Source organism: Pseudomonas alkylphenolica (assembly GCF_004025535.1).
Classification (GTDB): domain Bacteria; phylum Pseudomonadota; class Gammaproteobacteria; order Pseudomonadales; family Pseudomonadaceae; genus Aquipseudomonas; species Aquipseudomonas alkylphenolica_A.
In genome coordinates this window covers 554,042-567,982 of sequence record NZ_QJRG01000048.1, presented here as the reverse complement: position 1 = coordinate 567,982, position 13,941 = coordinate 554,042, and the positions used below count along the sequence as shown (strand labels likewise).

Annotated in this window: 13 protein-coding genes and 1 pseudogene; 4 read left to right on the top strand and 10 right to left on the bottom strand. The window is 56.6% G+C overall.

Features of this window, described 5'->3' with window-relative positions:
• The first annotated feature begins 9 nt into the window (after window positions 1-9).
• A complete protein-coding gene (locus DM813_RS23080; protein ID WP_128325712.1) occupies window positions 10-1,065 on the top strand; it encodes a c-type cytochrome in 1,056 nt (351 codons plus the stop codon).
• 56 nt (window positions 1,066-1,121) lie between these two features.
• Here DM813_RS23080 and DM813_RS23075 read toward each other — a convergent pair whose 3' ends face one another.
• The 10 genes and pseudogenes from DM813_RS23075 to DM813_RS23030 form a co-directional block, all read right to left on the bottom strand.
• Entirely contained in the window at window positions 1,122-2,060 is a 939-nt protein-coding gene (locus DM813_RS23075) for an autotransporter domain-containing protein (RefSeq protein WP_128325711.1), read from the bottom strand.
• Window positions 2,061-2,473: 413 nt separating this feature from the next.
• The gene (locus tag DM813_RS23070) at window positions 2,474-3,004 is read right to left on the bottom strand and encodes a hypothetical protein (protein ID WP_128325710.1); all 531 of its coding nucleotides are present in this window, start codon (window positions 3,002-3,004) and stop codon (window positions 2,474-2,476) included.
• Window positions 3,001-4,686, bottom strand: a complete 1,686-nt coding sequence (locus DM813_RS23065) for a DUF3987 domain-containing protein (protein WP_128325709.1) — start codon at window positions 4,684-4,686, stop codon at window positions 3,001-3,003. The genes DM813_RS23070 and DM813_RS23065 overlap by 4 nt, the downstream gene beginning before the upstream one ends.
• Complete coding sequence (locus DM813_RS23060) at window positions 4,683-5,558, bottom strand: toprim domain-containing protein (protein WP_128325708.1); 876 nt, start codon at window positions 5,556-5,558, stop codon at window positions 4,683-4,685. The genes DM813_RS23065 and DM813_RS23060 overlap by 4 nt, the downstream gene beginning before the upstream one ends.
• Before the next feature lie 2 nt (window positions 5,559-5,560).
• Window positions 5,561-5,944, bottom strand: coding sequence for a hypothetical protein (locus DM813_RS23055; RefSeq protein WP_128325707.1), 384 nt, complete (start codon window positions 5,942-5,944; stop codon window positions 5,561-5,563).
• A gap of 5 nt (window positions 5,945-5,949) precedes the next feature.
• Entirely contained in the window at window positions 5,950-6,147 is a 198-nt protein-coding gene (locus tag DM813_RS23050; protein WP_128325706.1) for an AlpA family transcriptional regulator, read from the bottom strand.
• Window positions 6,148-6,233: 86 nt separating this feature from the next.
• On the bottom strand, window positions 6,234-6,653 hold the full coding sequence (locus DM813_RS23045; protein WP_128325705.1) for a hypothetical protein: 420 nt from the start codon (window positions 6,651-6,653) through the stop codon (window positions 6,234-6,236).
• A gap of 31 nt (window positions 6,654-6,684) precedes the next feature.
• Window positions 6,685-6,966, bottom strand: a pseudogene (locus tag DM813_RS28705) (hypothetical protein); the annotation flags it as partial.
• 1 nt (window position 6,967) lies between these two features.
• On the bottom strand, window positions 6,968-8,215 hold the full coding sequence (locus tag DM813_RS23035; protein ID WP_431312003.1) for a tyrosine-type recombinase/integrase: 1,248 nt from the start codon (window positions 8,213-8,215) through the stop codon (window positions 6,968-6,970).
• 152 nt (window positions 8,216-8,367) lie between these two features.
• The gene (locus DM813_RS23030) at window positions 8,368-9,282 is read right to left on the bottom strand and encodes a LysR family transcriptional regulator (protein ID WP_128325704.1); all 915 of its coding nucleotides are present in this window, start codon (window positions 9,280-9,282) and stop codon (window positions 8,368-8,370) included.
• 199 nt (window positions 9,283-9,481) lie between these two features.
• Here DM813_RS23030 and DM813_RS23025 point away from each other — a divergent pair, with 199 nt between their 5' ends.
• The 3 genes from DM813_RS23025 (at window position 9,482) to DM813_RS23015 (ending at window position 13,859) form a co-directional block, all read left to right on the top strand.
• The gene (locus DM813_RS23025) at window positions 9,482-10,504 is read left to right on the top strand and encodes a zinc-dependent alcohol dehydrogenase family protein (RefSeq protein WP_128325703.1); all 1,023 of its coding nucleotides are present in this window, start codon (window positions 9,482-9,484) and stop codon (window positions 10,502-10,504) included.
• Between the two features lie 494 nt (window positions 10,505-10,998).
• Complete coding sequence (locus DM813_RS23020) at window positions 10,999-12,456, top strand: hypothetical protein (protein ID WP_128325702.1); 1,458 nt, start codon at window positions 10,999-11,001, stop codon at window positions 12,454-12,456.
• Window positions 12,456-13,859 (top strand): PLP-dependent aminotransferase family protein, encoded by a 1,404-nt coding sequence (locus DM813_RS23015; RefSeq protein WP_128325701.1) that lies wholly within the window; start codon window positions 12,456-12,458, stop codon window positions 13,857-13,859. The genes DM813_RS23020 and DM813_RS23015 overlap by 1 nt, the downstream gene beginning before the upstream one ends.
• Window positions 13,860-13,941: the final 82 nt, after the last annotated feature.

Here is a 13,941-nt window from a genome sequence, read left to right as displayed (position 1 = left end):
GAAGCAGACATGAGATCGAACAGAATCTGGCCGATGATATTGCTCTGGTGCGCACTACCGAACCTGGCGCAGGCGGTCTATCCGGACATGCAAGAAGAGATCGCCACGCAGCCCAAGGCAGCTGACGAGCACTACTTCACGCCCCGTGACCTATCACGCATCCCGAGTGGTGCCTTTGGTGACAAAGTACGCAAAGGTTATGAGCTGTTCGTTAATACCCAGCAACTTAAAGGGCGCTATGTGGGCAACACCCTCAATTGCACCAACTGCCACTTGGACGCCGGTACCAAAGCCTACGCCGCGCCCATGTGGGCCGCTTACTTGGCTTACCCCGCGTTTCGCAAAAAAGATAATCGAGTGAACAACTTTGCCGAGCGCATCCAAGGTTGCTTCAACTACTCGATGAATGGAAAGGCGCCAGCCCTGGACTCACCGGAGTTGGTTGCCATGTCTGCCTATTCGTATTGGCTGCTGATGGGCGGCTTGCTGGATATGTTTGGCATGCAAGATAAGCCGGTGCCAGAGCTTGACGACAAACACCTGCAACTGGGCGGAAACGATGAGTCTTTCGTCCTGCCAGGGCCCTTGGCAGGACGCGTCAAGATGGCCGGGCGCGAACACATGCCGGGCCGTGCATTCGCTACCTTGGCGCGTCCACCCGAGGACGCCTCTCCGTCACGTGGCCAACAGGTCTACAGCCAATACTGTGCGGTATGCCATGGAGATCAGGGGCAGGGGCGCGAAATGGCTGACGTGCCTGTGCTCCCGGCGCTGTGGGGAGCGCAGTCTTACAATTGGGGGGCGGGCATGCATCGCGTCAATACGGCCGCCACTTTCATCTTCGAGAACATGCCACTAGGAAAAGGGGTGCAACTGAGTGTCCAGGAGGCATGGGATGTAGCAGCCTTTATCAACAGCCGCGAACGTCCACAAGATCCACGCTTCAATGGCGACTTGAGTAGTACCGCAAAAGCATTCCATGGCGCGGATCAAGGCTACTACGGCAAGACCGTGGATGGTAAAGCACTAGGAAGTCAGGCATTTCCGTCCGGGATCCAACCTTAGTGGGTCGAAGTCGGGTCATTCATAGCTAAATCATCGGTCAATGTGGATTGGTATGCTCAAAAGCTACATGCCAATCCCACCGAAACTCCCGAAACGTGGTCGCCCATCACATGCCTGACCACAAGCCGTGTGCGGGTGACAAAGACGTTGTAAGCGCTGGAATCCAATTCAAGGCCCAGCCCTATCGTTGAAAGTCGATCAAACCCCAACACGCCACGTTGATCCCCCAGATATTCTGAGTGAGAAACCTCCACCACATAGCGAAGCGGACGCTGCAAAGCTATCAAGCCGGTGGGTGCGCGCCACCGCGTGTAAAGGTTGAGGGAGTCAGCAATAGCTTGCCCATCGATATCGTTTTTTCCTCCGACGTTCTGCAGATTCATGTAGCTGTAACGCAATTCGACATCGAGTTCGTAATTGGGACGTACGCGCTCAAGATCCAGCATCAGCGCACCGCCCAGGCCTACGGCAGTCATATGACCGTTGTCGAGAAACTCTATATCACGATCAAAGCGACGGTTGATGAACAAGCGTGCGGCATTGATATCGCTGGTCAAATAGCCCGCTGCAAAGTTGAAGATCGGGCGTAACGCCAATTCGTCCGTTAGCGAGAAATCCCACCCCACACCACCAGTAGCGGAAATTGAGTTCCATTTAACTGGAATGGTTTGGGTTTGTTCACCATCCGTTGCAACAAAGCGCGGATCATAACGGCTGTAGGCAAGCGCGCCCTCCAGATAGAGCGGCGTTTCCTTGCTTAACGTGGCACCGCCACCCGCCTGGGTCAGTGTGAGGCTAGGGTTGCCGGCGCTGTTGTCATTGATACTCAGGGAGCTTGAGGTGAGATCGGGGGTCATGGCATATGACATTAGGGCTAACATTCCATTGGCCCGGTCTTCCAGGTTGACGTTCCGCAAGCGCAGGGTGTCTTCAGCATTTGCACCGGCTGCAATGCATATACCCAGTATTTGCACGGCAAAACGCGATTTGGACATCTGTGGTCTCCTGGCTCATTGTTGTCATCAGCTGACAGTCAACGCGAGTTAGGAAAGCGTAGACAGTTTGAAGGGGAGTACCAGAGCTATGCCTTGTTTGTTGAGGTAAGAAGATTCGGGGGATATGTCGAATTTTGGGTGATTGGTGTTGCTGTTCATCACGAATGCCGGCACTACTTTATCGGCAATAGGCGCGGATTGAAGGCGGCCTTTTAGCAAAGCCGCCACAACATCCCCGACAGTGCTGGCGGTCTAACATGGCTTTATGGGGTCAATATCGGTCGGCAGTTTCGACCCTAGTCATCACATGCTGAAAATATGGCTACGCTACTTATGACTTCATGAGCTTGCGTAGCTGGATTGGGTAATCCCTGTCCTATTACATATGATCCAGTTGTAAGTACCACAACCGTTCAAGATGCGGCGTTGTATTGGTCGCGCAATTCGGCACCAGTGGTGCAGTAACGGTTTGTCGGCGCATGACAACTCCGGCAGCTCATTAGGTGGCCTATATAAAGGTCATGTGCTTGACACCACTGAGGATCGGCTATTGTCGTGCTTCGATGAAGGTATTGGGGTTCATTTTTATACGGCTTGAGTGCCAATCGTTTCAGTTCTTGCGGTGGCGGCCATCTCGGATGACTGAGGATTAGATGCGCAGCGAATGCCGGGAGCGTGTCGTATTGCTCGGACAGGTCGTACCGGTCAATGAAGTTGAATGAGATCAGGTAAGCCGGCGAACATGCCAGCAGGCGGGCGACATCCGCCAGCCATGCTTGCTCTGTTGCCGCTAACGACTCGATGATTTCCTGTCGATGCGATCTCATCTCCGTAAGTAATTCATGAGGTGGCAGATGATCGGCCTTCCAAGTCAGAAGCTCGCCATTCAGGGTCAACACCATGCCTTCGGCCTTAGCCAGTGCCAGCACCTCGAAGGCGGTCATATCTCCCCCGTGAAGTGCATACCACCTTCGTTATCAGCTTCTGATATGTGAGGGGCCTGCGGATCTCGCGGATTCTGCGGAAAACCAGGCTTGGCAGGGGTGCCGTTTTGCGGAAATTTTGCGGAGAGTTGCGGATTTTTTACCGGCGTTGCTTCACTCCGCAGATTTTCCGCACTTTCCCGCACTTTCTCCGCAACCTTAATACCATGTATCTTGGGCCTTTCCTCGGGATCCGCAGAATCCGCAAGTAATCGGGGGTTGATTTTGAATGTCTTGTCCCCATTGCCCGGCAACAAATTGGAGTATTTAAGTAATATGGCAATTAGTTGATCGCGTTTCGTAGCCTTTCGCACCAACTGGGGGCCTGATTTACCTAGCCTGTCCAGGGTGAATTCACGCCAATGTAAGACGCGCTCCGGATTACGCAACCAAACCAGCAGATCGGCGGCTTGCTGCAACTCTGGGTTAATCGAATTGGATTCGGTGTAACGCAGCCATTCCATCAGTGAGTAACGAACAATTTCACAGGCATGGCGTATACACTTGCAGTCGATCACATTTGCACCTTCGAAGCACGCAAAGACTGCAGATACTCGACGAGCAAGTTCCGGGGCACGGCCAGCGAACGGCCGCAGGCCTGAGAATCGTCCCAATGGCCCTTGCTCGCTTTCCACTTCGTTGTAGAAGTCCAGCCATACCAGTTCAGCTTCATTGGTTAACCTCAACACGGGGGGGGTTACTTCGCCGGTTTCTGGGTCGATATATTCCTTGCTTGAAATAAGTTCCTCACAGCGCGCCCAGAAACTTTGCAGGTGCGGGTTTTCCCAAATTTTGCTTCTCAGCGCTTTGATGGTCAGGTGGCGCGTGCCTGCGAGGCTGTCAGGACTGGCGAACAGGACTCGCGGCAAAAAGCCTTGCCCTATCAGCAAGGGATCGGCCAGGGCTTTCGCTACGGTGACAGGCTGGGCCATTAAGTGGATGCTCAGCCGCCGGTTATATGCGAAGCCTGAACCCTCCAGATTGCCGTGCGCGCGGGTACGCTCGAAGATGCCAGTGTCATGCCCCCTGGACAGTCCGCCGATGGTCGCTGCTCGGGTGTCGGAACGTTCATTGAGGGAGTAGCCCCCTAGCACCTGGCCGCCTTCATCGGTGTCCCATGAGGCGGTCGAGTTGCCCCGTATGAAGCCTCCTACAATGGGCTCGTACGTCGCATCAGCGAACTGCGTGCGTGGGTCTAATGGCACTGGATGGGTACTCAGAAACTCATCGCGTTTCTTGCCCTTGTACATGTCAGCTTCAGCCTTTAGCTCCTCGCAGAGTTGGCGATGTCGGATTCGTGCCTCTCGTTCTGCCTGATCAATAATTTTGAATGCCAGTTTGCGACAGGAGCTCTTCCGGTCGCCGGAGCAGCCCAGCGATAGCATGAACAGAGAGCACGGCATACCGTGCGGGTTGTGAATATCAGGGGCATTCACTCGGGTCTGTGCCAGGTGCGTTGCCGCAGCAATGACGCACTGCCCAGCCAAGGCCATCGGGGCTTGTACATGCTCTGCAATGGACCTTGCAGCAGCCTGCATCAGTTCCGGCAATGAGTCGATAGGATAGGATATCGGCGGCGCGGGGTTGGGCAGTAGCGGAACTGGCTCCGGGTAGGACGGAGCTGTAACCAATGGCGCGGTCATAGCTGAGCCCTCCGATATTGGCGTAAGTCGTTGAAATCACTAAATTCCAGCGGCGCATCATCCGACCATTGGGGCAGCACCCGTCCGCAACCGAGTGCGGTGGCGGCCTTCGTCGCTGCTGTCCGTCCCGGATTGCCTTCGGTCAAACGGTCGTCGTCGCCGGCAATAATCAGCACTGCTTCGGGGTAGAGCCGGCGCAGGTTTTCACCTGCGGCCAAGAGGTTGCCGCAGTTCATGGCACAAGCCACGGCGGTGTCGGTTTCCTCGTGGATGGTGGCGCCGGTAGCCCAGCCTTCGCAGATGGTCAGCGTCTGGCCCGGTATCGGATGGCCGATAGGTGAATAGCACCCCTTGACCATGCCGCCCTCAAGGAACCACTTGGAGCCGTTCGGGAAGATGCGTTGCAGGTTCACCAGTTGCCCTTCGTGGTACAGCGGCACCAGCAACATGGGCCCCATCTGACGTAGGTCATGCGGTTGGCATCCCTTGGCGACCAAATAGGGATGATTGGGGTCGGCGGGACAAGCATCCCGCCATATTCGTTGAGCGTTTTCGGCGGTCTCTTGGTGCTTTTTTTTGAGGTCTGCATCCCGCAGGTGGTTGACCTGCTCACTGCGCTGACGCATCAGCTCGGCTTCAATTGGATTGGCCGGCTGGCGACTGCTCCAGTTGTGCCAGTTGCCCGCATCTCTCCAGCTGCCGTACCAACCCGAGACGATGCCTTCAGGGAAAAGCTGATAGACGCCATTTTTGCTTCCATGCCGGTCGCCGGGAACGTGAAAACGGTGAATTTTTCCGTCTGCTACAGGTAAAAAATCCAGCCGACCAAACGTGGCTTGCATTACGTCGAGAAAGGCGAATATGTCGTCCATGGTCAGGCCCACTCCGAACTGACTCGAAACGTTACATGGCCTGCATTTATCAGCCCAACGACTTTGCGGGCGGCTAACAATGCGCCCTGATATTGGGTGGTGTCGTCTTCGAAAATGGGGGCGACTGCCAGCGCGTCGACGGTGTCGAGGAAGCCCAGGGCGACTGCTTCATCAGGCAGGTCAAGAAGGGCTAACGATTCAGCCTGATAGGCATCCAATATCAACTGATAGAGGCGCATGATTGCCTGCCGTTGTTGGTCCAAAGGGGCATCATCGTGCTCGATAGCATCGAAAACTTCATGGAGGCTTGGTGGGGCAGAGCGCTCGGACTTCCATTTGCACGAAAGGGAGTGGCTTGCTGGTTTTATGTGCTTTTGGTGGGCCATTTTTTTTAGCCCTCCAGATGTTGCGCAATCCAGACCTCGATTTCCCACGAATCCCAGCCTACGGCCCTGACTCCAATTCGCTTGGCTTGGGGGAAGCGTCCAGTTGCCATCAGGTTGTAGATATGGGCGCGACCAAAGCCAACGGTGGCCATGACTTCAGGCAGTCGAAGGATACGGCGGGAGAGAGGGGTAGATTGTGACATGGCCAGCTCCTTAGCTCTTACGAGCGTTCTTTGAAGGTCTGGCTATACATTTACGGCGCAGATTCTATGTTTGGCACCGACATCAATTAGGGTTGCTCACCGTCGACTTCGTTTGGGCGCGTCTGTTGTGGGGTTTTTGTGGTGGCGGGTGGAAACGGATGGGCGGACCAAGGCTGGTAATTCTCCAGAGGTTTCCAAGATGCCATCGGCTGACCTACGACGTGAATGGATCTTGCTTTCCTCCTGAAGCGCTCGACTTGGCGCGTGCTGTAGTGGAATATCCCCGAAATCGTAGCAATTGCCTGAGCGTAGGTCTGACCGTCTCTTACTAGAATTTCAACACCTAGAGCGGCGGTGAATGCCCGGGTACAGAGCCAATTCCTAAGTCGTACAGGCGGATGACCTGGTTTTCGTTTCCCCACCTCTTTGGCTCTGCTGAAATTCTGATTCGCCAATAGTTTTTTGCGTTCATTTTCCACAAAAAGCTTGAACTCAGACGTGTTCATCACAACGCTCCGTATGATCGTTATGACTAGTTTAGTTGCTTATGGTGGAAGTTATTGGATTGGCGGCTGATGTGGAGTGCTCAACCGTGTTCGGTTGGTTCACATCGGCAGAGCTCAAAATTGCCTCAATTCGATTACCCAAAAGGTGCCACGCTTCAGCCTTTTCCATTGGATAATCATGGCGTAGGTAGTGGCGGCGCACTTTGCAACTACCCTGCAGGTGATTCTGGCAACGGTCGATAATATCCAAGGTGACGCCAAGGCCTCACATCATTGATGCGCCAGTGCGGCGTAAATCGACAGGGTTCCACTCTCTATTGGCGCAGTTGGTCCAAGTAGTCCGCCCATAATTGCGAGGCCTCCCGACGCTGGCTGAGGAGTTGGGCACGTGCATACACTGCGCCCAGTGTGCCAGGCATCCGGTGCGATAATGATAGTTCCAGCACGACCGGGTCAATGCCCAAGTGTTCATGCGCTATAGTCCGGTAGGTAGCGCGAAAGCCGTGAGCGGTGATGTTGTACTCCGGCCAGATGCGTTGGAAGGACTTGAGCATCGAAGTCGGATTAATTGGTCGGCCAGGGTAGACCGGCGAAGTGAACACCCAACCCTTTCCTTGCTCATCCACCACACAGGTTTTCCGAAGCTCTCGCAGCAGAACCAAGGCTTGTTCCGGCAAAGGAACAATGTGCTTGGTCTTATTCAAGTGTTTGGTCTTGCCGACTACATAACGCCAGTCAGCGCCGACCAGATCGACATCTTCCCATCGCATCGTCGCCAGTTCACCAGGCCGCACTGGCAGTATGACCAGTAGGCGCATTGCAGTAGAAACGCTTCCCTTGTCGCAGTCATCCAAGCGAAGTAGAAACTTGGCGAGATCAGCCGGCTTTTCGATTGCCGGATTGCTGGTCACCACGTGCCTGATTTTGAGCTCCTCGATGTTGCTGAGGGCAACGTTGCGCTCCACCCAACCTCGACCTTCGGCGAAACCGAGAACGGCGCGGATGATAGTGCGCACACGTTTGGCCATGGCCATTGTGCCTTGATTGCGAAGCGCGGTTAGGATCGCGCTGATGTGCTCTAGATTGATTTCGGTAACTGGTTTCTTGCCTATGAATGGGAATACATGGTTAGTCAATGCGCCCCGGAAACCTGCGAGGGATTTGCTAACCAACCCCGCAGACTTAAAGTTCAGCCATTGCTCGGCAACGTACTCGAACGTACGCACCTCATTGAGCGCCTTCGCCTCAATCTTGGCAATTTTGGCTTTCAGAGGGTCGATCTTATTGGCGATATCGCGGCGTGCAGCCAAGGCAATTTCACGAGCATCCTTAAGGCCAATTTCAGGGTAGGCGCCGATGGAGAAACGGTTCTCTTTGCCGTGGAGCCGGTACTTCAGTCGCCAGTGTTTGGAGACGGGTTTCCCACTTTTCCGCGATGACCTCACCTCAAGGTAAAGGCCAGGCACTTCTCCGTCCGCGTATTTACCAGGTACGGTCAAGGAACGGACGAAAGCATCGCTGAGTTTTCGCCTGAAAGCAGGGACCTTCTCTGGGGGTATCATGTGGGGGCATCACTTTCAAAATCAGTGGGGTTTGCCCCCAATTATGCCCCCATGATCCTTGGATTTCAGTGGAATTTGACGGACGGTCTTGGATTAAAAACTCTCTTAATTTCCGTGTTTAAAGGGCGGTGCGGTCGTTTCTAGAGGTCTTCTCAAAGACTGTCCGGATCCCCGAAAAACATCTGAATCCGCGACCGCAACCAGCGCTCACCCGGATCATTGTCCTGCGACCCACGCCAGGCCATGTGCAATTCGAAGCTCTGCACCTCAAGCGGCGGGTCTTCGGCGCGCAGGCCGCCGGCGGCGGTCAGCACCTCGGCAGTGTAGTCGGGCACGGTGGCGACGATGTCGGTGCCGGTCAGCAGGCTGCCCAGGCCGTTGAACTGCGGCACGGCCAGCACCACATGGCGCTTGCGGCCGAGTTTTTCCAGAATCTCGTCCATGAAACCGCCCAGGTCGCCGGCAAACGACACCAGCGCATGCGGCCGGGCGCAGAAGTCATCCAGGCTCAGGCTCCCCGGCATGCTGTCGGCACGCAGTACTTTCGGTTTGCTGCGGCGCAGTACCTTGCGTTTGGCGTTTGCCGGCAGGTCGTTGGTCCAGCTGACGCCGACTGAAATTTCACCGCTGGCCAGTAATGCCGGCATCAGCAGGTAATTGACCCGGCGTACCACCAGGACGATGCCGGGGGCTTCTGCGCGGATGCGCTTGAGCAATTGCGGCAGCAGGGCAAACTCGGCGTCGTCCGACAGGCCAATGCGAAACACCGCGTTGCTGGTGGCCGGATCAAAGTCGGCGGCGCGGCTGACGGCGGTGGAGATGGAGTCCAGCGCCGGGGAAAGCAGGGCGAAAATCTCCACGGCACGCGCCGAGGGCTCCATGCTGCGGCCGGTACGTACAAACAGCGGGTCGTCGAACAGGTTGCGCAGGCGCGACAAGGCGGCGCTGATCGCCGGCTGACCGAGGAACAGCTTCTCGGCGGCGCGGGTCACGCTACGCTCGTGCATCAGCGTCTCGAAGACGATCAGCAGGTTCAGGTCGACACGACGCAAGTCGTTACGGTTCATCGGCTCGGCTTCACTGGACGATTGGGGCAGGGGTGAATCTTAAGGGTAAAGACTGTTACCCTGCACCGCATAATTTGATGCGTGGGGTACTACCATCAATCAATGACAGGCATGTCGACTATTAATGACCACTGATGGTTTAACGGCAAAAGCCCGGATAGAGTTCAGGGTATTAGAGGTTCACTAGGCGAGGTTTGCGATGTCCCGCATGATCCGTTTCCACAAGTTCGGCCCGGCCGAGGTGCTCAAAGTCGAGGAGCAGGCCGCCCCGCAGCCTGCTGCCGGCGAGGTGCAGATTCGTGTGCAGGCCATCGGCATCAGCTGGTTCGACGTGCTCTGGCGGCAAAACCTGGCACCTTCCCAGGTACGTCTGCCGGCCGGCATCGGCCACGAGATGGCGGGTGTGGTCATGGCCGTGGGCGAGGGCATCGACGATCTGGAGGTGGGTGACAAGGTTGCAAGCTTTCCGGCGGCCAATGCCAACGAGCATCCGGTATATGGCGAGGTCATCGTCCTGCCGCGCAACGCTGTCACGCGCTACCCGGATATCCTCACGCCGATTGAAGCCAGTGTGCACTACACGCCGCTGCTGATGGCCTACTTCGCTTTTGTCGACCTGGCCCGTGCCAAGGCCGGGCAAACCGCACTGGTCACCGATGCCAGCCACTGTGCCGGCCCTGCATTCGTGCAGATGGGCAAGGCCTTGGGGCTGAAGGTGTTTGCGGCCACCAAAGATGCCGATCAACGTGATTATCTGCTGTCGCTGGGTGCCGACAAAGTGATCGTCACCGAAGAGCAGGACCTGCTCATGCAGGTCAACAAGTACACCGACAACCGGGGTGTCGACATGGTCCTCGATGGCCTGGGTGGCCCGCAGATGTCGCTGCTCGGTGATGTCCTGGCTCCGCGTGGCAGCCTGGTGCTTTATGGCCTGCAAGGGGGCAACCAGACCCCATTCCCGGCCTGCGCGGCGTTCCAGAAGAACATTCAGTTCTTTGTGCATTGCATCGGCAACTTTACCGGCAAGCCGGAGTTGGGCATCGCCCAGGACCAGGTGGCACTGCAACGTGCCCTGCGCGACATCAACCAGTTCACTGCCGATAAGCTGCTGACACCGCAGATTATCAAGGTGTATCCGTTCGAACGCGTCGTTGATGCACATCGCTACATGGACGAGTGCCCGTGCGGTGGACGATTGGTGCTGGAAATAGCCGACGCCTGAAACATTGGTCTGGACAAAAGGCCCGAGCATCGCTCGGGCTTTTTTTTGTTCAGTTTTCCTATGGGGGTATCGGATATTTCAATCAACTAAATGACCGACGCAATGCGTGGGGTAAATTATATTTACTGGGTGGGTTTTTTACTTTTCGTTTTGGAAGTTGGTGTTTGTGAAGTAAATCTGAACTGCTTTTTTGTAGATTTCTGTATCTTTTATTCACCGTTCAACGCCCGATAATGGCCTGTCATTTGTGCGCTCAAGGAGTGAGTTGTGATAAGGCAGTTTCTATTGGTTCGGGTGGGTGGTGATACAGGAATGTGCAGGAGTGGATTAGGTTGGGCTATCAGTATATTGCTGTAGGAAGTTGTGGGAAGTTTCCTAGGATACTAGGTTGATTCTTATTTCTGCTGATTGAAAGACTTCGCAGGAGCGATTTCTTTCAGGTGGCCGTAACTGAAATTCAGGTGGGCGTTATGGGCAGTATTCACGAACAAGCCATGCAGTATATATATCAACAAGTATTGCAGCGTTTATTTGAACATTTGTCGCAGGCGCAAAAAGCCTCGTTGCAGTTGTTGATTCAGCGCTTGATTGTCGCGGCCGGCGGTGTAGAGCGGGTCAACGGCGTGCGCTTGATGTTCGTCTGCGATGGCAGTCAGCCCTGCGTCCAGGCACTGGCCTGTTTGCGCGCTGCGCAGTTGAGTATTGCTTCGCGCTCCTCCGGTACGTTCCGCCTGCACGTTGCCACAGCCTGGCAAGCCGGCATGAGTGCAACGACCCGGGCCAACATCGACAGTACCTTTTCGACGTTGTTCATGCATGACGACCCACGTATCGAGTTGCTGGTGCTGGATGCAGGGCAATTGCTGCCTTACGACAGCCGGCGGCCGCCGTCCAGCGACCAGCAGCAGTCCGAGCGGCACGCGTGGCTGCTGGGCGGGCATCTTTCAGGGAGCGCGGCGCTGTCGGCAAATTTTGCCACCCAGGGTTACCTGCACATGGCGGAGCTTGCACGTCAGGTCATGCGCTACAAAGGCGGCGCCGACGCGATCATCACTGCCGATTCACTGTCGACGCGCAAGCGCTACCTGGCCTGGAGCCGACGTGCGCTGCGCAATGCAGGGTTTGAAAGTGTGCGTCCTATCCATAGCTGCGCAACGACGTTGTTCGATGGCATGTGTGCGCTTCATACACGCTACGAGTGCCTGTTGTCAGGGCAGGAACCGCCCCAGCAGCCGGTGCCCGATACTGACGATCGACCGGCCTTGCGCTTTATTGCCATCGACGACCTGGTGGCCGATCACGGGTCGCTTTATTGCGAGCGCTTGATGGGTTTTCTCGGGTATCGGTTCGATGCGCAAAGTTTTTTTTCTGCGCAGGCGGGATCGGCCAATCCCGTGCTGTTGGCTCATTTGCACGGGCTCCACGCTGAGTTTATTGACAACACGACTTACCGCGATGGCATCGAAATGTTCCTGCAACTGTCCCGCAACGTGCTGCGGCGACAGGCGGTACCGGAGTCGATGCAGCGCCAGGTGCTCGAGCACTGGCAGCCGGATGGGCTGGACGCGCGCCGTGACCAGGCCAACGAGGCTGCTCTGTGTGCCTATGGCTTGAGCGAAGCACAGCTGGTGTGCCGGCTATTTGCTCCCTTTGTCGAAAAAGGTTTGCACCTGGAAGCGTTTTTGCGCCGCTGCCATCCCGGCATGTTGGTCGCGCTCCCCTATTTGCACAAGGCACTGCGCGGGCAATCGGCTCCGGAACCTGTGGTGCAATGGTTGGTGGATATCGGCGGCTTGCCGCTGCAGATGTTGCAGGGCTTGTACTTCCGCGCGGCGCCGGCGGATAAAGACTTACTGGCCAGTTTGCAGGCTCGGGGAGCTGATCTCAGGTATTTACAGACGGATACTACGAGCAGTAGGTCGCGCCGGGGTGGGCAGGCTGGCAGCCTTTGATGAAGCGTCCGACAAAAAATGGCGAGTTTGCCTACCGGGCGGTCTACCGCTACCTGCTGGAACTGATCGCCCAGATGGCACCCGGCAGTTACAACAAGCTACCGTCGCTGCGCGATCTGTCCCGACGCCTGAACGTTTCAATCTCGACCGTCCAGTACGCCTACTCGTTGCTCGAGCATGATGGCCGTGTACAGTCGGTACCCAAGTCGGGCTATTTCGCCCGGGGCGGTGAGTCGGCGGTGTCGGCATTCGACGGCGAAGACCTGTTGCTTGATTTTCGACAGCATGCCGGCAGTTCCCAGATGCTGGTGTGGAGTGGCGAGCAGTCGTTGCCGTCGCTGGAGTCAGACCTGCTGGGTGTAGAGCGGCAACTGCTGCGCCAATACCCCCGCGCTGCCGGCTTTCTCCATCCTTGCGGTGATCTGGAGTTGCGAACCGCGCTGGCTGCGCGTTACACCCGTTCGGTGCAGCAGTACTGGAGTGCGGAGGATGTCTACCTGACCGCCGACCTGCGCTCGTTGTTCGAAACGATGCTGATTGCGTTACAGCTGCAAGGCAGCACGATTCTGGTCACCTCGCCGTGTTCCTGGTATGTGCTGAGAATGCTGCAGAGCCTTGGGTTACGAATCATCGAGATACCGGTGGGCATCGAGGGGGCACTGGATCTGGACCACCTTGCGCAGTTGCTGGTGTGCGAACCGGTGCGCATGGTGATGCTCCCCTCGCGTCTGCACAGCCCCCATGGCAGCCTCTTGCCTTCGTCACAACACCAGGCGATTGCCGGTCTGCTGGCCCGGCATGATGTGTGGCTGCTGGAAAATGACCTGGATGGCGAATACTGTTTCGCCGCCTGTCCTCAACCGAGCCTGCGTGAACAGGTCGATCCGCAACGCTTGCTGGTGTTCTCGTCACTGGAGCGCACGGTCGGAGCTGAAGCGCCTTTTGCTTATCTGCTGGCCCGGCAAGGTCAACAAGCCTTGCAGCGACAGTTTCTGGCGCGGGGCATGCGCCTGCCGCCGTTGCGTCAGCAGGCTGTGGCCCGGCTGTATGCCAAAGGCCGTGTCGACTTGTACCTGGAGCAGGCTCGCTTGCGCCTGCGGGAGCGTGTTACCCACTTGTATCGGCAGTTACAGGTACAACTGGGCGCCCACCTGCATTTCCAGATGCCGGCAGGCGGCGCCGCCATCTGGGCGCAGGTCCGCGAGCCGCTGGACACGCGTTTAGTTTTCCAGCGTTTGTTGCGCCTGGGCCTGGTCATCGAGCCGGGCGAGGTATTCAGTTTGCGGGGCGATTATCAACAGTATGTGCACCTGGGCTGGCCTGCCGGTGGGCCAGGTGACTTGCAGAGTGCGTTGAGTGTGCTCAGTGAGGCGCTGCAGGGGGCACTCAAGTCGGGCACCTAGCCAGACCGATCGGCGGTCGGCGTTGCGCTTGCCAAGCCGGGTGGTCTGTATGTATAACCAGTGCCTTGATAGCCTACCTGTA

What these genes read in the sequence shown, in the direction of transcription:
- DM813_RS23080 (WP_128325712.1), top strand. Translation starts at nt 10, where the DNA reads ATGAGATCGAACAGAATCTGGCCGATGATATTGCTCTGGTGCGCACTA.
- DM813_RS23075 (WP_128325711.1), bottom strand. Translation starts at nt 2,060, where the DNA reads ATGTCCAAATCGCGTTTTGCCGTGCAAATACTGGGTATATGCATTGCA.
- DM813_RS23070 (WP_128325710.1), bottom strand. Translation starts at nt 3,004, where the DNA reads ATGACCGCCTTCGAGGTGCTGGCACTGGCTAAGGCCGAAGGCATGGTG.
- DM813_RS23065 (WP_128325709.1), bottom strand. Translation starts at nt 4,686, where the DNA reads ATGACCGCGCCATTGGTTACAGCTCCGTCCTACCCGGAGCCAGTTCCG.
- DM813_RS23060 (WP_128325708.1), bottom strand. Translation starts at nt 5,558, where the DNA reads ATGGACGACATATTCGCCTTTCTCGACGTAATGCAAGCCACGTTTGGT.
- DM813_RS23055 (WP_128325707.1), bottom strand. Translation starts at nt 5,944, where the DNA reads ATGGCCCACCAAAAGCACATAAAACCAGCAAGCCACTCCCTTTCGTGC.
- DM813_RS23050 (WP_128325706.1), bottom strand. Translation starts at nt 6,147, where the DNA reads ATGTCACAATCTACCCCTCTCTCCCGCCGTATCCTTCGACTGCCTGAA.
- DM813_RS23045 (WP_128325705.1), bottom strand. Translation starts at nt 6,653, where the DNA reads ATGAACACGTCTGAGTTCAAGCTTTTTGTGGAAAATGAACGCAAAAAA.
- DM813_RS23035 (WP_431312003.1), bottom strand. Translation starts at nt 8,215, where the DNA reads ATGATACCCCCAGAGAAGGTCCCTGCTTTCAGGCGAAAACTCAGCGAT.
- DM813_RS23030 (WP_128325704.1), bottom strand. Translation starts at nt 9,282, where the DNA reads ATGAACCGTAACGACTTGCGTCGTGTCGACCTGAACCTGCTGATCGTC.
- DM813_RS23025 (WP_128325703.1), top strand. Translation starts at nt 9,482, where the DNA reads ATGTCCCGCATGATCCGTTTCCACAAGTTCGGCCCGGCCGAGGTGCTC.
- DM813_RS23020 (WP_128325702.1), top strand. Translation starts at nt 10,999, where the DNA reads ATGCAGTATATATATCAACAAGTATTGCAGCGTTTATTTGAACATTTG.
- DM813_RS23015 (WP_128325701.1), top strand. Translation starts at nt 12,456, where the DNA reads ATGAAGCGTCCGACAAAAAATGGCGAGTTTGCCTACCGGGCGGTCTAC.